Origin of the sequence: Pantoea sp. Tr-811 (assembly GCF_011752535.1) — a bacterium.
Lineage (GTDB): Bacteria > Pseudomonadota > Gammaproteobacteria > Pseudomonadales > Pseudomonadaceae > Aquipseudomonas.
Map to the genome: position 1 here is coordinate 251,597 of NZ_VWXJ01000005.1, position 23,396 is coordinate 274,992.

17 protein-coding genes are annotated in these 23,396 nt (G+C 64.1%); 6 read left to right on the forward strand and 11 right to left on the reverse strand.

Annotated features, from left to right (window positions below; all coding sequences use genetic code 11):
* Positions 1-21: 21 nt before the first annotated feature.
* Positions 22-738, forward strand: coding sequence for a glycerophosphodiester phosphodiesterase (locus F3J44_RS10145; protein WP_167272052.1), 717 nt, complete (start codon positions 22-24; stop codon positions 736-738).
* 48 nt (positions 739-786) lie between these two features.
* Here the strand turns inward: F3J44_RS10145 and sthA are convergent, their stop codons facing one another.
* The 3 genes from sthA to F3J44_RS10160 form a co-directional block, all read right to left on the reverse strand.
* Positions 787-2,181, reverse strand: coding sequence for a Si-specific NAD(P)(+) transhydrogenase (sthA, locus tag F3J44_RS10150; RefSeq protein ID WP_167069180.1), 1,395 nt, complete (start codon positions 2,179-2,181; stop codon positions 787-789).
* Positions 2,182-2,395: 214 nt separating this feature from the next.
* Positions 2,396-3,394 carry an FAD:protein FMN transferase gene (locus F3J44_RS10155; protein ID WP_205299806.1) on the reverse strand — a complete coding sequence of 333 codons (999 nt, stop codon included), beginning with the start codon at positions 3,392-3,394 and terminating at the stop codon, positions 2,396-2,398.
* 214 nt (positions 3,395-3,608) lie between these two features.
* Positions 3,609-5,057, reverse strand: a complete 1,449-nt coding sequence (locus tag F3J44_RS10160; protein ID WP_370526467.1) for a glyceraldehyde-3-phosphate dehydrogenase — start codon at positions 5,055-5,057, stop codon at positions 3,609-3,611.
* Between the two features lie 207 nt (positions 5,058-5,264).
* Between F3J44_RS10160 and mfd the strand changes: the two genes are divergently transcribed.
* Genes mfd through F3J44_RS30345 form a run of 3 tightly spaced genes read left to right on the forward strand, consistent with a single transcriptional unit; the run spans position 5,265 to position 12,618 of the window.
* Positions 5,265-8,690: a transcription-repair coupling factor gene (gene mfd, locus F3J44_RS10165; RefSeq protein ID WP_370526470.1), complete on the forward strand. Its 3,426-nt coding sequence runs from the start codon at positions 5,265-5,267 to the stop codon at positions 8,688-8,690.
* 9 nt (positions 8,691-8,699) lie between these two features.
* Positions 8,700-9,272 carry a CsiV family protein gene (locus F3J44_RS10170; protein WP_167069169.1) on the forward strand — a complete coding sequence of 191 codons (573 nt, stop codon included), beginning with the start codon at positions 8,700-8,702 and terminating at the stop codon, positions 9,270-9,272.
* 1 nt (position 9,273) lies between these two features.
* Positions 9,274-12,618, forward strand: a complete 3,345-nt coding sequence (locus F3J44_RS30345) for a DEAD/DEAH box helicase (protein WP_205299807.1) — start codon at positions 9,274-9,276, stop codon at positions 12,616-12,618.
* A gap of 73 nt (positions 12,619-12,691) precedes the next feature.
* Here the strand turns inward: F3J44_RS30345 and nagZ are convergent, their stop codons facing one another.
* On the reverse strand, positions 12,692-13,702 hold the full coding sequence (gene nagZ, locus F3J44_RS10180; RefSeq protein ID WP_167272054.1) for a beta-N-acetylhexosaminidase: 1,011 nt from the start codon (positions 13,700-13,702) through the stop codon (positions 12,692-12,694).
* A 213-nt stretch (positions 13,703-13,915) separates the two neighbouring features.
* Entirely contained in the window at positions 13,916-14,623 is a 708-nt protein-coding gene (locus F3J44_RS10185) for a TetR/AcrR family transcriptional regulator (RefSeq protein WP_167069163.1), read from the reverse strand.
* A 259-nt stretch (positions 14,624-14,882) separates the two neighbouring features.
* Between F3J44_RS10185 and lexA the strand changes: the two genes are divergently transcribed.
* Together lexA and sulA are read left to right on the forward strand one after the other, a co-directional pair.
* Entirely contained in the window at positions 14,883-15,491 is a 609-nt protein-coding gene (lexA, locus tag F3J44_RS10190; protein WP_167069160.1) for a transcriptional repressor LexA, read from the forward strand.
* Between the two features lie 13 nt (positions 15,492-15,504).
* Positions 15,505-15,984: an SOS-induced cell division inhibitor SulA gene (gene sulA, locus F3J44_RS10195; RefSeq protein ID WP_167069157.1), complete on the forward strand. Its 480-nt coding sequence runs from the start codon at positions 15,505-15,507 to the stop codon at positions 15,982-15,984.
* Positions 15,985-16,022: 38 nt separating this feature from the next.
* Here sulA and F3J44_RS10200 read toward each other — a convergent pair whose 3' ends face one another.
* The 6 genes from F3J44_RS10200 to fadB form a co-directional block, all read right to left on the reverse strand.
* Positions 16,023-16,256, reverse strand: coding sequence for a hypothetical protein (locus F3J44_RS10200; protein WP_167069154.1), 234 nt, complete (start codon positions 16,254-16,256; stop codon positions 16,023-16,025).
* Between the two features lie 50 nt (positions 16,257-16,306).
* Entirely contained in the window at positions 16,307-16,822 is a 516-nt protein-coding gene (locus F3J44_RS10205; protein WP_167069151.1) for a DUF6586 family protein, read from the reverse strand.
* Between the two features lie 171 nt (positions 16,823-16,993).
* The gene (gene topA / locus F3J44_RS10210; protein ID WP_167272056.1) at positions 16,994-19,606 is read right to left on the reverse strand and encodes a type I DNA topoisomerase; all 2,613 of its coding nucleotides are present in this window, start codon (positions 19,604-19,606) and stop codon (positions 16,994-16,996) included.
* Positions 19,607-19,706: 100 nt separating this feature from the next.
* Positions 19,707-19,958: a DUF1653 domain-containing protein gene (locus F3J44_RS10215; protein ID WP_167069145.1), complete on the reverse strand. Its 252-nt coding sequence runs from the start codon at positions 19,956-19,958 to the stop codon at positions 19,707-19,709.
* A gap of 78 nt (positions 19,959-20,036) precedes the next feature.
* Positions 20,037-21,212, reverse strand: a complete 1,176-nt coding sequence (gene fadA, locus F3J44_RS10220; RefSeq protein ID WP_167272058.1) for an acetyl-CoA C-acyltransferase FadA — start codon at positions 21,210-21,212, stop codon at positions 20,037-20,039.
* Positions 21,213-21,243: 31 nt separating this feature from the next.
* Positions 21,244-23,391, reverse strand: a complete 2,148-nt coding sequence (gene fadB, locus F3J44_RS10225) for a fatty acid oxidation complex subunit alpha FadB (RefSeq protein ID WP_167069139.1) — start codon at positions 23,389-23,391, stop codon at positions 21,244-21,246.
* Between the last annotated feature and the right edge of the window lie 5 nt (positions 23,392-23,396).

Genomic DNA, 23,396 nt, shown 5'->3' on the forward strand with positions numbered 1-23,396 from the left:
CTTTGATTTGAAGGAACGAACGTGACCCTGATCTACGGCCACCGCGGCGCCAAGGGCGAAGCCCCCGAGAATACCCTGCGAAGCTTCCAGCACTGCCTGTCCCACGGCGTGACCCGCTGCGAGCTCGACCTGCACCTGTCGGCCGACAACGAGCTGATGGTGATCCACGACCCGACCCTCAAACGCACCACCGGCCGGCGCGGCAAGGTGGTGGAACACCCTGCCGCCGAACTGGTCAAGATCGACGCGCGCAAGGGTGGCCCGGGCCATGTGCAGCCCTGCCCTATTCCAACCCTTGAAGAGCTGTTCGAGAAATGCCCGTTCGAGCACTGGCAGCTGGAGGTCAAAAGCGCCTCGCGCACCCGCGCCGCCACCACCGTGCTGGCGATTCGCGAGCTGGCCCAGCAGTACGGCTTGCTCGACAAAGTCACCATCACCTCCAGCTCACGCGAAGTGCTGGGCGCGGCGCAGGAACTGGTGCCGGACGTGAAACGCGGGCTGGTGGCCGAATACGCCTGGCTCGACCCGCTGAAGGTGGCGCAGAACTACGGCTGCGAACTGCTGGCGTTGAACTGGACGCTGTGCACCCCCGAGCGCCTGCTCAAAGCCCAGGGCCAGGGTTTGCATGTGTCGGTGTGGACGGTCAACGAACCGGCACTGATGCGCCGGCTCGCTGATTTTGGCGTGGACAGCCTGATTACAGACTTTCCCGGTTTGGCCAAGACCACCCTCGGGTAGGGCTGAAATCGGTCTCCCCGACCGGCTCAGGCCACCGGCCGGAGCCGGTCAAAAAAGCCGGTTCAGGCCGTCGTAGGCAGCTACCCGATAGGCTTCGGCCATGGTCGGGTAGTTGAACGTGGTGTTGACGAAGTACTTCAGGTTGTTCTGCTCGCCCGGCTGGTTCATCACCGCCTGGCCGATGTGAACGATTTCCGAAGCCTGGTAGCCGAAGCAGTGCACGCCAAGGATTTCCAGGGTTTCGCGGTGGAACAGAATTTTCAGCATGCCTTGCGGCTCGCCGGCGATCTGCGCACGCGCCATGCTCTTGAAGAACGCCTTGCCCACTTCGTACGGCACCTTGGCCTGGGTCAGCTCCTGCTCGTTCTTGCCGATCGAGCTGATCTCCGGGATGGTGTAGATGCCGGTTGGCACGTCGTTGACGAAGCGCCAGCTGCCATTGTCGACGATGCTGCCGGCCGCCGAACGGCCCTGGTCGTGGGCGGCGCTGGCCAGGCTCGGCCAGCCGATCACGTCACCGGCGCCGTAGATGTTCGGCACGCTGGTGCGGTAGGCCTCGTCGACCTCGATCTGGCCACGGCTGTTGACCTTGATGCCGATGTTTTCCAGGCCCAGCTTGTCGGTGTTGCCGGTACGGCCGTTGCACCACAGCAAGGCGTCGGCCTTGATTTTCTTGCCCGACTTCAGGTGCAGGATCACCCCGTTGTCCAGGCCTTCCACGCGCTCATACTCTTCGTTGTGGCGCACGGTGATGTTGTTGTTGCTGAAGTGGTAGCTCAGGGCCTGGGAAATTTCCGAGTCCAGGAAGCTCAGCAGCTGGCCGCGGTTGTCCACCAGCTCCACCAGCACACCCAGGCCGCTGAAGATCGAGGCGTATTCGCAACCGATTACCCCGGCGCCGTACACGATCAGCTTGCGTGGGGTGTGGCTGAGGCTGAGGATGGTGTCGCTGTCGTAGACGCGCGGGTGGTGGAAGTCGATATCGGCCGGGCGATAAGGACGCGAGCCGGTGGCGATGATGATGTGCTTGGCGTTGAGTTTTTCCACCACACCGTTGGGGCATACCACTTCAACGGTTTGCTCGTCGGCGAAGCTGCCGGTGCCGAAGAACACGTCGACGCGGTTACGTGCGTAGTAGCCGGTGCGCGAGGCAACCTGCTTGGCAATCACCTTCTCGGCGCTCTTGAGCACGTCAGGGAACGAGAACCAGCGCGGTTCGCCGATGGCGCGGAACATCGGGTTGGTGTTGAACTGCATGATCTGCCGCACCGAGTGACGCAGTGCCTTGGACGGGATCGTGCCCAGGTGGGTGCAGTTGCCCCCGACCTGGCGGCGGCTGTCGACCATCGCCACCTTGCGCCCCGCTTTGGCGGCGTTCATTGCCGCGCCTTCACCGGCCGGGCCGGAACCCAGCACCACTACGTCGTAGTTGTAGACAGCCATGCGTACTCCTTCAGAACTGGCCCGGGGTTACGGTTACCCACGGGGCTCGATCATGCCGCCGGGGCGCCATGAGAAAATTCGGGTGCAGTCTAATCAAGCGTGAACGCCGCGCACATTAACCCTTGGTCGCGTCGTAGGCCAATTTTGCCTGCACTACATGTCGTTCACCGGCTCCCTGGTGGCGATCATCCCTGCCTGCGCTTTCACTCGGCTTTCATTCGCCCTTCACCGCCTGCTCGAACGCAGGGGTAGCACGGGAGACGAAGCCACCGTCCGCCCGAGTCACCAACACCGCCGCCAGGCCATGGGCCACAGCAAAGTCCCAGCCGCGCTCCGGCCCCAGGATCAACAACAGGGTCGAATAGCCGTCGGCTTGCAGCGCCGAGGCATCGAGCACGGTCACCGCGGCCAGGTCGTGATCCACTGGGCGCCCCAAGCGGGCATCGAAGGTGTGCGAATAGCGCCGGCCATTCTCCTCGAAATAATGACGATAGTCACCCGAGGTCGATACGCCCAGGCCATTGACTGCAATGATCTGGCGGGCGATCTGGCGGTCCTCGCGGGGCAACTCCAGGGCGATGCGCCAGGAGCTGCCATCGGGCTTGCGGCCCACGGCCTTGAGCTCGCCGGTGGCTTCGGCGACGAAACTGGCCACGCCCATGGCCTGCAGGCGCTCGGCGATCAGGTCGACGGCGTGGCCGGCCGCGATGCTGTTGAAGTCCAACTGCACCGGGGCGTCCTTGCACAGCGCCTGGCCGTCGATGCGCAGGTGGCGGTAGCCCACGCGCTGGCGCGCCTGGGCCAGTGCCTGTGGGCCGGGCACCTGCTCGTGGCGGGCCTGGGGGCCGAAGCCCCAGAGGTCGAGCAGCGGCTCGACGGTGAGGTCGTAGGCACCGTCGCTCAGCTCGGCCAGGTGCTGGCCGAGAGCGACCAGTTCGAGCATGTCGGCCGGAAGGGCCATGCATTGGTTGGCGGGGAGTTGGTTGAACTGGCTGACGGTGGAGTCGCCACGGTAGGTCGAGTAATGCTGGTCGATGTCGTGGAGGATGGACTCGACGGCGGCCTGGACCTGGGTCGGTGCCGGGCCGCCGGGTTCGCGCACGTACTGGATGCTGTAGCTGCTGCCCATGGTCGGGCCGCCCAGGCGCTCCAGGGTCGGGCCCTGGTTGCAGGCGGTGAGGAGCATCAGCGGGATTGAAAGTAATGCGCGCACGGTTGAGATCTCGATTGCCTGGGCCGGCCTCTTCGCGGGGCAAGTCGGGTCGCCGCACCGCCGCTCCTACAGGGATATCACCGATTCCAGGGCTTGTGATATCCCTGTAGGAGCGGGCTTGCCCCGCGAATGGGCCGCACAGGCAACCCCTAAATGCCAGGCAAAAAAAACAGGAACCCGAAGGTTCCCGTTTTCTCACGCACTTACAAGCGAATCAGCGTGGAAACGCTGGCGGGTTCACACCCGACATCTCTTCCATCACGCGAACCACCTGGCAGCTGTAACCGAACTCGTTGTCGTACCAAACGTACAGTACAACGCGGTTGTCGTTGGCGATGGTTGCCTCGGCATCCACCACGCCAGCATGGCGCGAGCCTACGAAGTCGGTGGAAACCACTTCCTGGGAGCTGACGTAGTCGATCTGCTTGTGCAGTTCCGAGTGCATGGCGGTTTGGCGCAGGTACTCGTTGATTTCGTCGCGAGTGGTCGGCTTCTCAAGGTTCAGGTTGAGAATGGCCATCGACACGTTCGGCGTCGGTACGCGAATGGCGTTGCCGGTCAGCTTGCCCTTGAGCACTGGCAGTGCCTTGGCGGCAGCGGTGGCGGCGCCGGTTTCGGTGATGACCATGTTCAGCGGCGCGGCACGGCCACGGCGGCTGCCCTTGTGGAAGTTGTCGATCAGGTTCTGGTCGTTGGTGAACGAGTGAACGGTTTCGACGTGGCCGTTGACGATGCCGTACTGGTCGTTGATGGCCTTGAGCACCGGCACGATGGCGTTGGTGGTGCAGGACGCTGCCGAGATGATCTTGTCATCGGCAGTGATGTCGCCGTGGTTGATGCCGTGCACGATGTTCTTCAGCGCGCCCTTGCCAGGTGCGGTGAGGATCACGCGGGCAGCGCCCGGGCAGGCCAGGTGCTGGCCCAGGCCGTCGGCGTCACGCCATACGCCGGTGTTGTCGACGATCAGCGCGTTGTCGATGCCGTACTGGGTGTAGTCGACTTCGCTCGGGCTCTTGGCGTAGATGATCTGGATCAGGTTGCCGTTGGCAGTGATGGTGTTGTTGGCTTCATCGATGGTGATGGTGCCATCGAACGGGCCATGCACCGAGTCACGGCGCAGCAGGCTGGCACGCTTGACCAGGTCGTTCTCGGCGCCTTTGCGCACGACGATGGCGCGCAGGCGCAGGCCGTCGCCACCACCGGTTTTCTCGATCAGGATGCGCGCCAGCAGGCGGCCGATGCGGCCAAAGCCGTACAGCACCACGTCGGTGCCCTTGCGCGCCGAGGCGTTCTGCTGGCCAACCACGTCGGCCAGCTCTTCACGGACGAACTGCTCGGCAGTGCGGCCGTTGCCTTCCTGCTTGAACTTGTTGGCCAGCTTGCCCAGGTCGACCGAAGCGGCGCCCAGTTTCAGCTCGCTCATTGCCTTGAGCAGGGGGAATGTCTCGTGTACGGACAGTTCGGTCTCGTCGGTTTGACGGTGACGCGCAAAGCGGTGGGCTTTGAGGATCGAGATAACCGAACGGTTGATCAGGCTGCGGCCATAAATCGAGCTCACCACGTTGTTGTTGCGGTAGAGCTGACCGATAAGCGGGATCATCGCTTCAGCCAGGGCTTCACGATCAATCCACTCACCAAGACACTGGTCGGGCTTCTGAGTCACGGGAACCTTCCACATGTAGGGACAGAAAAAAGGGGCTACATTATGACGCCCCAGCGCGTAACCGGCAATGAGCGCCTGTCGCCGCCGCCAAAGCCCGCTGTTGATGGCCTGTGAAGCCTGACAGCAGGCACCGTCACCGGTACAATCGACCTCTTTGCCGCAACGCTTGGAGTGCAATCTCCCGTGTCAGTTCTGCGCCTTCCGCAAATGTCGGCCACGGCCGGCAAACAAACCTGGGGCAACCTGCCCGGTGCCGCCCTCAGCCTCGCCATCGCCGAGGCCGCCAGCAGTGCGGGCCGCTTTACCCTGCTGCTGACTGCCGACAGCCAGGCGGCCGACCGCCTGGAACAGGAACTTCGCTTCTTTGCCCCGGACCTTCCGGTGCTGCCGTTTCCCGATTGGGAAACCCTGCCCTACGACCTGTTCTCGCCGCACCAGGACATCATCTCCCAGCGCATCGCCAGCCTGTACCGGCTGCCGGAGCTGAGCCACGGCATTCTCGTCGTGCCGATCACCACGGCCCTGCACCGCCTGGCCCCGACCCGCTTCCTGCTGGGCAGCAGCCTGGTGCTGGACGTGGGCCAGACCGTGGACGTGGAGCAGATGCGCACGCGCCTGGAAGCCAGTGGCTACCGCTGCGTCGACACGGTGTACGAGCATGGCGAGTTCGCCGTGCGCGGCGCACTGATCGACCTGTTCCCGATGGGCAGCAAGCTGCCCTATCGCATCGACCTGTTCGATGACGAAATCGAAACCCTGCGCACCTTCGACCCGGAAACCCAGCGCTCGATCGACAAAGTCGACTCGATCCGCCTGCTGCCGGCGCGCGAGTTCCCGATGCAGAAGGAAGAGGTCACCCGCTTCAAGGCGCGGTTCCGCGAGCGTTTCGACGTGGACTTTCGCCGCAGCGCGATCTTCCAGGACCTGGCCAGCGGCATCATCCCCGCCGGCATCGAGTACTACCTGCCGCTGTTCTTCGAAGACACCTCGACCCTGTTCGACTACCTGCCCAGCAACACCCAGGTGTTTTCCCTGCCGGGCGTGGAACAGGCCGCCGAGCACTTCTGGAACGACGTGCGCGGGCGCTATGAAGAACGCCGCGGCGACCTGAGCCGCCCACTGCTGCCGCCCGCCGAGTTGTTCCTGCCGGTGGAAGACTGCTTCGCCCAGCTCAAGCAGTGGCCACGGGTGGTGGTCAGCGCCGAGGAAATCGAGCCCGGCGCCGGCCGCGAGCGCTTCCCGGCGCGGGCCCTGCCAAACCTTGCCATCGAGGCCAAGGCCAACCAGCCGCTGGCCGAGCTGGCCAACTTCCTCGACCAGTTCAGCGGCCGCGTGCTGTTCACCGCCGAGTCCGCAGGCCGCCGCGAAGTGCTGCTGGAGCTGCTCGAACGCCTCAAGCTGCGCCCGCAAACGGTAGAGGGCTGGGACGACTTCATCACCGGCCGCGACCGCCTGGCGATCACCATCGCCCCGCTCGACGACGGCCTGCTGCTGGACGACCCGGCCATCGCCCTGGTTGCCGAGAGCCCGCTGTTCGGCCAGCGCGTGATGCAGCGCCGGCGCCGCGAGAAGCGCGGCGAGGCGGCCAACGATGCGGTCATCAAGAACCTGACCGAGCTGCGCGAAGGCGCGCCGGTGGTGCACATCGACCACGGCGTGGGCCGCTACCTGGGCCTGGCGACACTGGAAATCGACGGCCAGGCCGCCGAATTCCTCACCCTGGAATACGCCGAGGGCGCGAAGCTGTACGTGCCGGTGGCCAACCTGCACCTGATCGCCCGCTACACCGGCAGCGATGACGCCCTGGCGCCGTTGCACCGGCTGGGTTCCGAAGCCTGGCAGAAGGCCAAGCGCAAGGCCGCCGAGCAGGTGCGCGACGTTGCCGCCGAACTGCTCGACATCTATGCCCGCCGCGCGGCGCGCAAGGGTTATGCCTTCGCCGATCCAGCCGCCGACTACGCCACCTTCAGCGCCGGCTTCCCGTTCGAGGAAACTCCCGACCAGCAGGCCGCCATCGAAGCGGTGCGGGTCGACATGCTCGCGCCCAAGCCCATGGACCGCCTGGTGTGCGGCGACGTCGGCTTCGGCAAAACCGAAGTGGCCATGCGCGCGGCCTTCATCGCCGTGCACAGTGGCCGCCAGGTGGCGGTGCTGGTGCCCACCACCCTGCTCGCCCAGCAGCACTACAACAGCTTCCGCGACCGCTTCGCCGAATGGCCGGTGAAGGTGGAAGTGATGAGCCGCTTCAAGTCGGCCAAGGAAGTGGCCGCCGCCGCCGCCGACCTTGCCGAAGGCAAGATCGACATCCTGATCGGAACCCACAAGCTGTTGCAGGACGATGTGCGCTTCAAGGACCTGGGCCTGGCCATCATCGACGAGGAACACCGTTTCGGCGTGCGCCAGAAGGAACAGCTCAAGGCCCTGCGCAGCGAGGTGGACATCCTCACCCTCACCGCCACGCCTATTCCGCGCACGCTGAACATGGCGGTGGCGGGCATGCGCGACCTGTCGATCATCGCCACCCCACCGGCGCGGCGCCTGTCGGTGCGCACCTTCGTGATGGAGCAGAACAACAGCACGGTCAAGGAAGCGCTGCTGCGTGAGCTGCTGCGCGGCGGCCAGGTGTACTACCTGCACAACGATGTGAAAACCATCGAGAAATGCGCCGCCGACCTGGCCGAGCTGGTGCCCGAGGCGCGTATCGGCATCGGCCACGGGCAGATGCGCGAGCGCGAGCTGGAACAGGTGATGAGCGACTTCTACCACAAGCGCTTCAACGTGCTGATCGCCTCGACCATCATCGAAACCGGCATCGACGTGCCCAGCGCCAATACCATCGTCATCGAACGCGCCGATAAGTTCGGCCTGGCCCAGTTGCACCAGCTGCGCGGCCGCGTGGGGCGCAGCCACCACCAGGCCTACGCCTACCTGCTCACCCCGCAGCGGCAGAAAATCAGCACGGACGCCGAAAAGCGCCTGGAAGCCATCGCCAACACCCAGGACCTGGGCGCAGGCTTCGTGCTGGCCACCAACGACCTGGAAATTCGCGGTGCCGGCGAGCTGCTGGGCGAAGGCCAGAGCGGGCAGATCCAGGCGGTGGGCTTTACCCTCTACATGGAAATGCTCGAACGTGCGGTCAAGGCCATCCGCAAGGGTACCCAGCCGAACCTGGAGCAACCGCTGGGCGGCGGCCCGGAGATCAACCTGCGCCTGCCGGCACTGATCCCCGAGGACTACCTGCCCGACGTGCACGCACGGCTGATCCTCTACAAGCGCATCGCCTCGGCGGCCGACGAAGAAGGCCTCAAGGACTTGCAAGTGGAGATGATCGACCGCTTCGGGCTGCTGCCTGAGCCGACCAAGAACCTGATCCGCCTGACCCAGCTCAAGCTGCTGGCGGAAAAGCTCGGCATCAAGAAGGTCGATGCCGGCCCCAATGGTGGCAAGCTGGAATTCGAAGCCGAAACCCCGGTCGACCCGCTGACCCTGATCAAGCTGATCCAGGGCCAGCCCAAACGCTACAAGTTCGAAGGCGCCACCCAGTTCCGCTTCCTGGTTCCGATGGAACGCCCCGAAGAACGCTTCAATACCCTGGAGGCGCTGTTCGAGCGCCTGACCCCACAGCCTGCCTAAGGAAGATCCATGCGTGCCATTCGTTGCCTGACCCTGCTGCTGGCGCTGTTTGCGCCAGCGGCCTTTGCCGAAGGGATGTATCAGGTGGAAATGATCCTGGTGCGGCAGAACAGCGTGCCCGCCTTCACCAGCCCGTTCGCCCCGGAAAACTGGAGCGCCGGCGCCCCGCGCCTGGACAAGAACGCCGAGCGCCCGCTGGCGCTGCAGGACGAGGCCACGCGCCTGGAAGCCACCGCCGACTACACCGTGTTGCTGCACAAGGCCTGGCAGCAGCCGGTGAGCAGCGACGCCAGCCGTATTGCCCTGGGCGCCGGCAACGAGCAGTTCGGCCACTTCCCCATCGAGGGTAACCTGAGCATCACCAGCGGCCGCTTCATCGGCGTCACCGCCAACTTCTGGGTCAACCAGCTCGACGGCAACGGCAGCGTGCTGCAAAGCGAGCAGTTCAAGCAGAGCAACAGCAACATGAAAGGCGGCCAACTGACCTTCTTGGACGGCGGGCACCTGGCCTTGCTGCTGAAGGTAACGCCACCGGGCACGCCGAAAATGCCGGTGATGAACCCGGAGATGATGGAGCAGTGATGTGAGCGAGAGCGATGCGCAGTTCTTCGTGCGTGCGCACAATGGCTGGCAGATCGGGTTTGATCGCAAGACCCTGCGTCGCGGCCAGGAGTATGCCGATGAAGACAGAAGCGAGATTGTGTCGATCCTTGGCATGACGATCCGTGCTCAATGCAAAGGCTCGGCAGGCCGTGTTTACTTTCAGCGCATTACCCTGGACATGACCGAGGACGGCCTGTATTGCGAAGGCACCTGCTCTTGCCCCGTCGGAGAAGACTGCAAGCACTGCGCCGCAGCACTTTACCTACTGGAACAGGGGCCGGATGTCACCGAAGGCGAGGACGGCCCACGCGCCTCGGTCACCGAGGCCGGCCAATCATCGCTTGAGCTCACGCCTGAGCTGGCCAATTGGGTCGAAGCACTGGAAGTACCGCTGAAAACCTCGGAGCCTGCCAAACGCAAAGGCGCCTCGCTTTACTATGTCGTAGACATCGAGCATGGCCGGTGCATGCTCAGCGTATTCAAAGGTACCGGCCAGATCGGCGGCGAACTCAAGCTCGGACGCCCCAGCTCGCTGCCCGAGCTGATCTACTACACGCCTAAATACGTGAATGATGAAGACCTGCGCGTGCTCAGGCTGATCGATGCCTTGAGCGAGAACTACGGTTTTCCCATGGCCACGCTGGAGGGCAAGAAAGGCGCAGAGCTCTACGAATATGCCCTGGGCACAGGGCGCCTGTTGTATGGGCAGCAGTTGACCCCGCTTGCCGCGGGGCCAGAGCTGCACGCGGCGTTTCGCTGGGTAAGGCTCGATAGCGGCAGCTACCGCGGCGCCTGGCACCATGAGGAAAATCTTCAGGTCGAGGCACTGCCCCTGGATCCGCTTTACTACGTGGATAGCCAAACGGGGCAAACGGGCAAGTTGACCCATGACCTTGACCCCTTCGTGGCCAGCCAGCTTGCCCGCGCACCGGTTGTCCCCGAGCACCTGGTCGTACCCTTGAGTCATCGATTGAACGCCTTGAATCGCCAAGTTCCCACCCCTACCGCCGTGAGTACCGAGCAAGTGGAAGGCATCCTGCCAAAGGGGCACCTGACCCTGGGCAGCCTCGAATTCAGCGCCTACATGCCCAAGACCGGGCGCATGCAACGGCAGATGCAGCACCGCGCCGCACTGGCGTTCGACTACGACGGCCTGCGCGCCAGCGGCAGCGACGACAAGCCCCTGACCCGCCTGGTCGACGCCACCAGCCAGCGCATCCGCCGCCAACCCCAGGCCGAGCAGGCGCTGCGCAAGGTGCTGCGCGAGCTGGGTTTCAAGCCCGCCACCCGGCAGAGCAAGGCCCTGCCCGACAGCGCCGGGGAAATGCTCCAGCTGCCCGATGACGAAGCCTGGCTGCGCTTTGCCCGCGATGGCCTGCCGCGCCTGCGCGACGCCGGCTGGGAAATCGACATCCACCGCGATTTTGCCTTCAACCTGCAGGAGGTGGACGACTGGTACGCAACCATCGACGAAGCCCCCGGCCATGAATGGTTCGACCTGGAACTGGGCATCGTGGTCGACGGCCAGCGCCATAGCCTGCTGCCGATCGTGCTGCAACTGCTGCGCAGCAACCCTGAGCTGCTGCGCCCCGCCGAACTGGCCCGGCGCAGCGACGACGAGCACCTGCTGATCGACCTCAACCGCGGCCGCCTGGACAGCCCGGCGCTGCGCGTGGCCCTGCCCTACGGGCGGATCAAGGCGGTGATGGGCACCTTGGGCGAGCTGTACCTGCACGAGGACGCCGTAGGCCCAACCCTGCGCATGGACCGTGCCGACGCGGCGCGCCTGAACGACATCGCCCACCTGCCCCTGCAGTGGGAGGGCGGCGCCCATGTGCGCGACCTCGGCCGCCGCCTGCGCGATGCCCGCGACTTGCAGGTCGAGCCACCCAGCGGGCTCAACGCCACCCTGCGGCCCTACCAGCAGCAAGGCCTGAACTGGCTGCAGGCGCTGCGCGAGATGGGCACCGGCGGCATCCTGGGCGATGACATGGGCCTGGGCAAGACCCTGCAAGCCCTGGCCCACCTACTGCTGGAAAAGCAATCCGGGCGCCTGAGCACGCCGGCCCTGGCGGTGATGCCCACCAGCCTGCTGCCCAACTGGCTCGACGAAGCCCAGCGCTTTGCCCCCGACCTGCGCGTGTTGGCCCTGCATGGCCCGGGGCGCAGCAAGCACTTTGCCAACCTGCATGACTACGACCTGGTGCTCACCACCTACGCCCTGGTGCCGCGCGACCTCGAACACCTGCGCGCCCAGCCCTGGCACCTGCTGGTGCTGGACGAGGCGCAGAACATCAAGAGCAGCACCAGCAAGGCCGCCCTGGCCGTGTGCGAACTGCAGGCCAGCCAGCGGCTGTGCCTGACCGGCACGCCGATGGAGAACAACCTGGGCGAGCTGTGGTCGATTTTCCATTTCCTGATGCCCGGCTGGCTTGGCGACAGCAAGCGCTTCACCCAGGACTACCGCAACCCCATCGAGCGCCACGGCGACACCGAACGTTTGGCGCACCTGGCCAGCCGCGTGCGCCCGTTCCTGCTGCGCCGCACCAAGGAGCAGGTGGCCACCGAGCTGCCAGCCAAGACCGAGGTGGTGCACTGGGTGGAGCTCAGCGATGCCCAACGCGACACCTATGAAGCGGTGCGGGTGGCCATGGACAAGAAAGTGCGCGACGAAATCGCCCGCAACGGCGCCGCGCGCAGCCAGATCGTGATCCTCGATGCCCTGCTCAAGCTGCGCCAGGTGTGCTGCGACCTGCGCCTGGTCAAAGGGGTCGAGGTCAAGGGCAACCAGGCCGACAAGGGCAAGCTTGGGGCGCTGTTGGAAATGCTCGAAGAGTTGCTGAGCGAAGGGCGGCGGGTGCTGCTGTTCTCGCAGTTCACCTCGATGCTGTCGCTGATCGAGCAGGAACTGCAAAAGCGCAAGGTCCGCTACAGCCTGCTGACCGGCGACACCCGCGACCGGCGCACGCCGGTGCAGCAATTCCAGCAGGGTGACAGCGAGGTGTTTCTGATCAGCCTCAAGGCCGGTGGCGTGGGGCTTAACCTGACGGCGGCCGATACGGTGATTCACTTCGACCCGTGGTGGAACCCGGCCAGCGAAAACCAGGCAACCGACCGCGCCTACCGCATTGGCCAGGACAAGCCGGTGTTCGTGTTCAAGCTGATTACCCGGGGCACGGTGGAGGAGAAAATCCAGGCCCTGCAGCAGGACAAGGCCGCGCTCGCGGCGAGCCTGCTCGATGGCGGGCAGGCCGGGCAATGGCGGCTGGGCGACGAGGAGATCGAAGCGTTGTTTGCGCCGTTGCCTGGTAAGCGAGGGCGTTAGCCTGTACCGGCCCCTTCGCGGGGCAAGCCCGCTCCTACAAGGTGCGGGCTTGCCCCGCGAAGAGGCCGGCGAATCAATCCACCAACTGCGCCTCTTTCAACGCCCCCAAAGCCTCCAGCCACCGCGGCTGCTGGCGGTAATCGGTACGGGCAAACCCACGCCCACGCATCTGTGCGATACGCGGCGACGGCGTGACCTTCAAACGCTGCGCCGCCGTCAACGCCAGCTCCGCCGCCGCCCGGTCATTGCACACCAGGCCCATGTCGCAACCGGCGCTGAGTGCTGCCTCGATACGGTTCGCCGCATCACCCACCACGTGGGCACCGGCCATGGACAGATCATCACTGAAGATCACCCCGTCAAAGCCCAGCTCGCCACGCAGGATGTCCTGCAGCCAGCGCCGCGAGAACCCGGCCGGCTGGGTGTCGACCTGCGGGTAGATCACATGCGCCGGCATCACCGCCGCCAACTGCCCGCTCAGGCGCGTGAACGGCACCAGGTCGGCCTCGCGCAGCTGCGCAAGGCTGCGCTCGTCGGTGGGAATGGCCACGTGCGAATCCGCCTCGGCCCAGCCATGCCCCGGGAAGTGCTTGCCGCAGGCGGCCATGCCGGCGGCATTCATGCCACGGATGAAAGCACCGGCAAGCTGCGTGGCCCGCTCGGGGTTACCCTCGAAGGCGCGGCTGCCCACCACCGCACTGCGTTGGTGGTCCAGGTCCAGCACCGGGGCGAAGCTCAAGTCCAGGCCCACTGCCAGCACCTCGGTTGCCATCAGCCAGCCGCACTGCTCGGCCAGGTACTCGGCATTGGCGTTATCGGCAATCGCACGCATCGCCGGCAGGCGCACGAAGCCCTGGCGCAGGCGCTGCACGCGCCCGCCTTCCTGGTCGACCGCCAGGATCAGCTCGGGGCGAATGGCGCGAATCGAGGCGCACAGCTCGCGCACCTGGCGCGGGCTGTCGATGTTGCGGGCAAAGATGATCAGGCCGGCCACTTCCGGTTGGCGCAGGAGCTGGCGGTCCTCGGCGGTCAGCCATTTACCGGCGATATCCACCATCAGGGAGCCTTGCAGGCGGGCGGTCATAGGTAATCCTTCATTGCAGACGGGGAGAAACCCGATTGGCGCACCGGCACCCGGCGATGTGCAGCGGGCAATGCGCCCGGTGCGTTCGCGCAGGCACGGGCAACGCCGCCCCGGGCAAAAGCCGAAGCAGCGGTAACCGTCAGGGGGGTACGCAGGAAATCGAGGTTGGGCATGGGCGCTAGCTTAGCCGAAGCGCCCTGCCCCGCCCAGCCTTCAGGCCTTGGCGGTGGTGCTGGCCGACTTGCTGCGTGGGCGCAGCTGGGCGCTGGCCATGGCATCGTCGGTAACGCCGCTGTCGGCGCGCATACCGGCGGCCAGGAATGGCACCATCAGGCGCATCACCTGCTCGATCGAGGTATTGATGCCAAAATCGGTTTCGGCGATGGCGCGCAGCGCCTTGATGCCGGACATGCTGAACGCCGCGGCGCCAAGCATGAAGTGCACACGCCAGAACAGCTCCAGCGGCGGGATGCGTGGCGCGGCTTCGTTGACCAGCAGCATGTAGCGGCGGAACACCTTGCCGTACATGTCTTCCAGGTAGCGGCGCAGGTGGCCCTGGCTCTGGCTGAAGGCCAGGCCCAGCAGGCGCATGAAGATCGACAGGTCGTTGTTGCTGCGTGGCTGCACGGCCAACGCCTGCTCCACCAGCATTTCCAGCAGCTCTTCGAGGCTGGGCTTTGCCTCGGGCTTGGCCTGGCGCCGTTCCAGCTCACGCTCAAGGCTGGCGCAGAACGGCCCGAGGAAGCGCGAGAACACCGCCTGGATCAGGGCCTTCTTCGAGCCGAAGTGGTAGTTGACCGCCGCCAGGTTGACCCCGGCCTTGCTGGTAATCAGCCGCAGCGAGGTTTCCGCGAACCCCCGTTCCGCGAACAGCTGTTCAGCGGCATCGAGAATGCGTTCAACGGTTTCGGATTGGGCCATGACGACTCCGGCAGGCAGGGGCAAACAGGTGTTTGAAACATACGTTTCAGGCCTGTCGATGTCAAGGCTCGGTGGCGCTTTATGACTGTGCGGTCGCCATTAAATCACAGCTCGCGACAACACGCCGCACACCACGGTTCTCGCCACCCCTGGCCCTGAACACGGGGCCGTGCCGGGAATTTGCGGGCGATCAGTGCTTGCAGTGGGCCATCCACTGTATATAATCCCAGTCACTGTATAAAAAGACAGAGCGCCCGCCATGTTGAAACTGACGCCACGCCAAGCCGAAATCCTGGCCTTCATCAAACGTTGCCTCGAAGACAACGGCTTCCCGCCAACCCGCGCGGAAATCGCACAGGAACTGGGCTTCAAGTCACCCAACGCCGCCGAGGAGCACCTCAAGGCCCTCGCCCGCAAAGGCGCGATCGAGATGACCCCGGGTGCGTCCCGTGGCATCCGCATTCCAGGTGTCGAAGCCAAGCCCGAGGAAAACGGCCTGCCCATCATTGGCCGCGTCGCTGCCGGCGCGCCGATCCTGGCCGAGCAGCACATCGAGCAATCCTGCAACATCAGCCCAGCCTTCTTCCACCCGCGCGCCGACTACCTGTTGCGCGTGCACGGCATGAGCATGAAGGACATCGGCATCTTCGACGGCGACCTGCTGGCCGTGCACACCACCCGCGAGGCCCGCAACGGCCAGGTGGTGGTCGCCCGCATCGGCGACGAAGTGACCGTCAAACGTTTCAAGCGTGAAGGCAGCAAGGTCTGGCTGATCGCTGAAAACCCCGAGTTCGCCCCCATCGAAGTCGACCTGAAAGATCAGGAACTGGTGATCGAGGGTTTGAGTGTCGGCGTTATTCGCCGCTGATCCAGGAGGCGTCATGCAACAGTTCATCCCAGCACAGCAACAGGTCCAACTGCCCCTGTTCGAGGCGTTTCTGGCCCAACCGGTTCTGCCCGGCCTGAAAGCCAGCGAGCAGGCCCGCAAGGCTAACAGCCACCCGGAGCTGTTCAGCGAACTGTCCCTGCGTGGCGCCCCGGAGCATTGCCAGAGCTTGCTTGCACCGGTACTGCGCGACCTGAGCGAAGAAGAGGAAGCCCGCTGGCTGACACTCATCGCACCACCCGCCAGCCTGACCCAGGCCTGGTTGCGCGATGCCGGCCTTAACCGTGAACGCATCCTGTTGCTGCAACCGCGCGGTAATCAAAGCGCCCTGCAACTGGCCTGCGAAGCCCTGCGCCTGGGGCGTAGCCACACCGTGGTCAGCTGGTTGGGCAACGTCAACGTCACCGCACGGCAAAAACTGCTTCGCGCCGCCAGTGCCGGAAACGCACAAAGCCTGAACATCCGCCTTGGCTGATGTTCAGGCTTTGCCTGTGAATCGGTAGAACCGGGCAATCAATGCAGCACGCGCGGCCCTTCGTCGCGTTCCAGCTCACCTTCCATCAAACGGCCCGCCATCTGCACGCCAACGCTGAGCATCGCCTTGGCGACTTCAACGTGCTGGCCCTGCAGGAACGCCTTGGCGTCTTCCGAGAAATCCAAGGTTACCAGGGAGCCTTCGTCCTCGGCGCGACGCAGCTCGATTCGGCCATCAGGCAACTCGACAATTTCCAGAAACGACGTAGACATAAAGGGCAGTTCTCCACGAAAGGCCGTTAGTGTACCAGCCAACGCGGCTATCAGCACTCACTCAACGCGTCGCGGAAACGTCTCACCAAGCCTTTGAGGTTGTTGCGCCAGCTTTCCAGCTCTTCACGCGACAGCGCGGGGTGCTCGGGCTCGTCGAGATTGACGGCCTGGATCAGTGGCTGGGTGACGTCGGTTTTTGCCGCCTTTTTCGCGACAGGTGGTCGGAACAAATCGGCATAAGCGCTGAGCAGTTGCGCAAGCCACGTCTCGCGCTGGCGAACCAGCTCAAGCATTTCGGCCACTTCGGGAATGGCGATGGTGTTCAGCGCATCGTCGGCCAACGCCTGTTCGACAGTTGCCACGACAGGCAGGCGGTAGAAGCCACCGATTTCATGGCACAGCCCCAGCAGCGCGCCATACAGGTGGAACAGCGCCGACTCGCGCTCGGCCTGAACCAGGCCTTGAGCGTTCATGGCCTGGCTCTGTTCGGCCTTGGCCATGGATTCGAGGGCCAGACCTGCGAAGAACAGTTTCTGGTTGGTGCGGGTGTAGAGTTCCTGGGCCATTTCAGTGCCCTCCGTAAGGCTGCGAGGCGGATAGCTGCATCATAAATGATTGGGGCCGCTTTGCGCCCCTTCGCGGGGCAAGCCCGCTCCTACAAGGGATCGCATTCTCCTGTAGGAACGGGCTTGCCCCGCGAAGGGCCGCGAAGCGGCCCCAACGACAGCGCTAACGGTTTAGCGCTTGTCTTCGACTTTCCAGCTACCACCGTCGTAAAACGCCTTCCAGCCCGTCGGCTTGCCATCGACCTCGGACTGCACGTATTGCTCCTTGGTCTTGCGGCTGTAGCGAATCACGGCCGGGCGCCCTTCCGGGTCTTTCTGCGGTGCATCGCACAGGAAGTGGTACTTCGGGTCGATCTCATGCTTGTGCGGCACGATCTCCATCACCAGCGGCGCACGGGTTTCCCGGTTTTTCGGGAACTGGCTGGCAGCCAGGAACAGCCCCGAAGCGCCGTCGCGCAGCACGTAGGTGTCGTCGACCTTCTCGCACTTGAGCTCCGGCATCTCCACCTTGTCCATCTTCGGTGGCGCCGCCTCGCCGCTCTTGAGCAGCTTGCGAGTGTTCTTGCACGCAGGGTTGGTGCAACCGAAGAACTTGCCGAAACGGCCGGTCTTGAGCTGCATCTCGCTACCGCACTTGTCGCACTCCAGGCTCGGCCCTTCGTAGCCCTTGATGCGGTAGTTACCCTCTTCGATCTCGTAGCCCGCGCAGTCCGGGTTGTTACCGCAGATGTGCAGCTTGTGCTTCTCGTCGAGCAGGTAGGCATCCATCGCCGTGGCGCAAATCGGGCAACGGTGCTTGCCCAGCAGCACGCGGGATTCCGATTCGCCCTCGTCGTCCGCGGCAATTTCATCGCCCGGCACCAGGTTGACGGTGGCCTTGCAGCGCTCCTTCGGTGGCAGGCTGTAGCCCGAGCAGCCGAGGAACACGCCAGTGGAGGCGGTACGGATCATCATCGGCCGGCCGCATTCCTTGCACGGAATGTTGGTCATGGTCGGCTGGTTGGCGCGCATGCCGCTTTCGGCGGATTCGGCAGTCAGCAACTTCTTGCTGAAATCGCCGTAGAACTCGTCCAGCACGTTTTTCCAGTCACGCTCGCCCTGGGCCACGTCGTCGAGGTTTTCTTCCATGCCGGCGGTGAAGCCGTAGTCCATCAGGTTGGAGAAGCTTTCCGACAGGCGCTCGGTGACGATGTCGCCCATCTTCTCGGAATAGAAGCGGCGGTTGTGCAGGGTGACGTAGCCGCGGTCCTGGATGGTGGAAATGATCGCCGCATAGGTCGACGGGCGGCCGATGCCGCGCTTTTCCATTTCCTTGACCAGGCTGGCTTCGGTGAAGCGCGCCGGCGGCTTGGTGAAGTGCTGGCTCGGGTCGAGCTGAATCAGCCTCAGCGCCTCGCCCTGGGCCATTTCCGGCAGCACGTCGTCTTCGCCCGGCTTGCTCTGTTGCGGCAGTACACGGGTGTAACCGTCGAACTTGAGGATACGGCCCTTGGCGCGCAACTCGAAGTCGCCAGCCGCCACGGTAACGCTGGTGGACAGGTACTGGGCAGGCGGCATCTGGCAGGCCAGGAACTGGCGCCAGATCAGCTCGTACAGGCGCTCGGCGTCACGCTCCATGCCACTGAGCTTGGTCGGGTGGGTGTTGACGTCGGACGGGCGAATCGCCTCGTGCGCTTCCTGGGCGCCTTCCTTGCTGCCGTACACCAGTGGGTTTTCCGGCAGGTACTGCTTGCCGAACTCGCGCTCGATGTAGCTGCGCGCCATGTCCAGGGCATCGGCCGACAGGTTGGTCGAGTCGGTACGCATGTAGGTGATGTAGCCCGCTTCGTACAGACGCTGGGCCATCATCATGGTCTTCTTCACGCCGAAGCCCAGGCGGTTGCTGGCGGCCTGCTGCAGGGTGGAGGTGATGAACGGCGCCGACGGCTTGCTGCTGGTCGGGCGGTCTTCACGCTTGATCACGCTGTAGCTGGAAGCCTTGAGCTTTTCCAGCGCGACCATGGCCTGGGCTTCGTTCAGCGGCTTGAAGGCCTCGCCTTTCTCGCGCGCCACTTCGAAGCGCACCTTGGCGTTCTTGGCGGTGCCCAGGTCAGCGTGCACTTCCCAGTATTCTTCCGGCACGAAGGCACGGATTTCACGCTCACGCTCGACCACCAGCTTCACGGCCACCGACTGCACACGGCCGGCCGACAGGCCACGGGCGATCTTGGCCCACAGCAGCGGCGAAACCATGTAGCCCACCACGCGGTCGAGGAAGCGCCGCGCCTGCTGGGCGTTGACCCGGTCGATGTCCAACTCGCCCGGTTGCGAGAACGCATCCTGGATCGCTTTCTTGGTGATTTCGTTGAACACCACACGCTTGTAGCGGGTGTCGTCGCCGCCAATGGCCTCGCGCAGGTGCCAGGCGATGGCTTCCCCCTCGCGGTCCAAGTCGGTTGCGAGATAGATGGTGTCGGCATCCTTGGCCAGGCGGCGCAGCTCCTCGATCACCTTTTCCTTGCCGGGCAGGATCTCGTACTTGGCCTTCCAGCCGTGCTCGGGGTCCACGCCCATGCGCGCGACCAGCTGGCGGCGGGCCTTCTCTTTCGGCGACAGTGCCGGCGCCTCACCCGCGGCAGCCTTGCCACGCTTGGCGGCGGGCTCTTTGCTGGCGCTGGCCGAACCGCTGGTGGGGAGGTCTCGGATATGGCCGATACTCGACTTCACCACGTACTGGTTGCCCAGGTACTTGTTGATGGTCTTGGCCTTGGCCGGGGATTCCACAATGACCAGCGATTTGCCCATGGATCGGAGTATTCCTGAATCTGAAGATGAAAAACGCGTCAGGTGCCAGACGCGGCACCGCTATATATAGTGGCGAATGAGTGAGGTCAAGCGCAGTCGTTCACTCTTGCGACTTGCCAGACAACTCAGGCAAGCCCTCTTCGGCCTTGACCAAAGCAAAGCGTGGCACTTGCTCGCCGTCAACCTCGACGGACTCCTGGAACATGCAAAGCGGCCTCACCCAGAAGCTGTAATCACCATACAGGCATTGGTAGAAAACCATCCACTCTTCATTTTCCGAGTGCCGTGCAACGCTGAAGACACGGTACTCAGGCCCTTTGTAATGCCGGTAAACGCCTGGTTGTATCTGCATGCCGCCCTTCCTCTTGAAACAAATTCTGTAAAAACAAAAGCCGGGGCACAGGGCCCCGGCTGCTGCCTTGCAACGCGATCAGACGCGTTCGAAGACAGTGGTGATGCCTTGGCCAAGGCCTACGCACATGGTCGCGACGCCGAGGGTGCCGCCATTCTGCTTCATCACATTGAGCAGGGTGCCGGAAATTCGCGCACCGGAGCAACCGAAGGGGTGGCCCAGGGCGATGGCGCCGCCGTGCAGGTTAACCTTCTCATCCATCTTGTCGAGCACTTTCAAGTCCTTGAGCACTGGCAGGGCCTGCGCCGCGAACGCTTCGTTGAGCTCGATGAAGTCGATGTCGGCCATGCTCAACCCAGCGCGCTTGAGCGCTTTCTGGGTCGATGGCACCGGGCCGTAGCCCATGATCGCAGGGTCTACCCCAGCCACCGCCATGGAGCGGATCACCGCCAATGGCTGGATGCCCAGGTCCATGGCGCGCTGGCCGGACATGACGATCATGCACGATGCGCCATCGGTGATCTGCGACGACGTACCGGCAGTAACGGTACCGCCCTTGGGGTTGAACGCAGGCTTGAGCGACGCCAGGCCTTCGAGGGTGGTTTCCGGGCGAATGGTTTCGTCGTAGTCGAAAACCTTCAGGAAGCCGTTCTCGTCATACCCCTGCATCGGGATGATCTCGTCCTTGAACTTGCCCTCGACCGTCGCCTTGTGGGCCAGTTGGTGCGAACGCAGGCCGAACAGGTCTTGCTGCTCACGGGTGATGCCGTGCATCTTGCCCAGCATCTCGGCAGTCAGGCCCATCATCCCGGATGCCTTGGCGGCGTGCAAGGACAGGTGCGGGTTAGGGTCGACGCCGTGCATCATGCTGACGTGGCCCATGTGCTCCACGCCACCGACCACGAACACATCGCCGTTGCCGGTCATGATCGCCTGGGCGGCGGTGTGCAGCGCGCTCATCGACGAGCCGCACAGGCGGCTGACGGTTTGCGCAGCGGAGGTGTGCGGAATCGGGGTCATCAGCGACGCCATGCGCGCGATGTTCCAACCCTGCTCCAGGGTCTGGTTGACGCAGCCCCAGATCACGTCCTCGACCTCTTTCGGGTCGACCTTGGCGTTGCGTTCCAGCAGCTTGCTGATCAGGTGCGCAGACATGTCTTCGGCGCGGGTGTTGCGGTGCATGCCACCCTTGGAGCGGCCCATCGGGGTGCGACCGAAGTCGACGATCACCACGTCTCTTGGATTCAGGCTCATATCAAATCTCTCGCTCTAGCTCGTTGACCACTCAGTTGAAGAAGCGCTGGCCGGTCTTGGCCATTTCACGCAGCTTCGCGGTCGGGTGGTACAGCGGGCCCAGGTCGGCATACTGGTCGGCCAGGGCAACGAATTCAGCCACCCCGATCGAGTCGATGTAGCGCAGCGCACCGCCACGGAAGGGAGGGAAACCAATGCCGTAGACCAGGCCCATGTCGGCCTCGGCAGCGGTTTCGACGATGCCGTCTTCCAGGCAGCGCACGGTTTCCAGGCACAGGGGCACCATCATCCAGTTGATGATGTCTTCGTCGCTCACTTCACGCTGCTCGAAGATCACCGGCTTGAGCACATCGAGCACGGTGGCGTCGAAGACCTTCTTCGGCTTGCCGCGCTTGTCGGTTTCATAGGCGTAGAAGCCCTTGCCGTTCTTCTGGCCCAGGCGGTTGGCCTCGTACAGGGCGTCCACCGCCGAGCGGCGGGCGTCCTTCATGCGGTCAGGGAAGCCGTCGGCCATCACGTCACGGCCGTGGTGGCCGGTGTCGATGCCGACCACGTCCATCAGGTAGGCCGGGCCCATCGGCCAGCCGAACTTTTCCATGACCTTGTCGATGCGCACGAAGTCGACACCGGCGCTGACCAGTTTGGCGAAGCCGCCGAAGTACGGGAACAGCACGCGGTTGACCAAGAAGCCCGGGCAGTCGTTGACCACGATCGGGTTCTTGCCCATTTTCTTGGCGTAGGCCACGGTGGTGGCAACGGCCACGTCGCTGGACTTTTCACCGCGGATCACTTCCACCAGCGGCATCATGTGCACCGGGTTGAAGAAGTGCATGCCAACGAAGTTTTCCGGGCGTTTCAGGGCTTTTGCCAGCAGGTTGATGGAGATGGTCGAGGTGTTGGAGGCCAGAATAGCACCCTCCTTCACCTGGCCTTCCACTTCCGCCAGCACGGCTTGCTTGACCTTCGGGTTCTCGACCACCGCCTCGACGACGATGTCGACGTTGGCGAAGTCGCCATAGGACAGGGTCGGGCGAATGGCGTTGAGCGCCTCGGCCATCTTGGCCGGGGTCAGGCGGCCTTTCTCGACGCGGTTGCCGAGCAGCTTGGAAGCCTCGTTCAGGCCCAGCTGGATGGCTTCCTCGCGGATATCCTTCATCAGGATCGGGGTGCCCTTGACCGCCGACTGGTAGGCGATGCCGCCACCCATGATACCGGCGCCGAGCACGGCGGCCTGGTTCACGTCGTGGGCGATTTCATCGAAGGCCTTGGCCTTGCGCTTGAGCTCCTGGTCGTTGAGGAACAGGCCGATCAGGCTTTCGGCAACCGAGGTCTTGGCCAGTTTGGCAAAGCCCGCAGCTTCCACTTCCAGGGCCTTGTCGCGGCCGAAGTTGGCGGCTTTCTGGATGGTCTTGATGGCTTCGACCGGGGCTGGGTAGTTCGGCCCGGCCTGGCCGGCAACGAAGCCCTTGGCGGTTTCGAAGGCCATCATCTGCTCGATGGCGTTGAGCTTGAGCTTTTCCAGCTTGGGCTGGCGCTTGGCCTTGTAGTCGAGCTCGCCGCTGATGGCGCGCTTGATCAGGTCCAGGGCACCGGCCTGCAGCAGCTCAGGCGCCACCACGGCATCCACGGCGCCGACTTTCAGGGCGTCTTCGGCGCGGTTTTCCTTGCCCGAGGCGATCCACTCGATGGCGTTGTCCGAGCCGATCAGGCGCGGCAGGCGCACGGTGCCGCCAAAGCCTGGGTAGATGCCCAGCTTGACTTCCGGCAGGCCGATCTTGGCGCTGCTGGACATGACCCGGTAGTCGGCCGCCAGGCACATTTCCAGGCCACCGCCCAGGGCGATGCCGTTGATGGCCGCCACGGTCGGCACTTCGAGGTCTTCGAAGGCGTTGAAGATGCGGTTGGCTTCCAGGTTCCCGGCAACCAGTTCGGCCTCGGGCAGCTTGAAGTTATCGACGAATTCGGTGATGTCGGCGCCGACGATGAACACGTCCTTGCCACTGCTGACGATCACGCCTTTCACCGAGGCGTCGGCCTTGATGGCGTCGACGGCCTGGCGCAGCTCGTCCAGGGTCAGGCGATTGAACTTGTTGACGGACTCACCCTTGAGGTCGAACTTCAGTTCGACGATGCCGCTTTCAAGAGCCTTAACCGTGATGGCTTTACCTTCGTAAATCATCAACT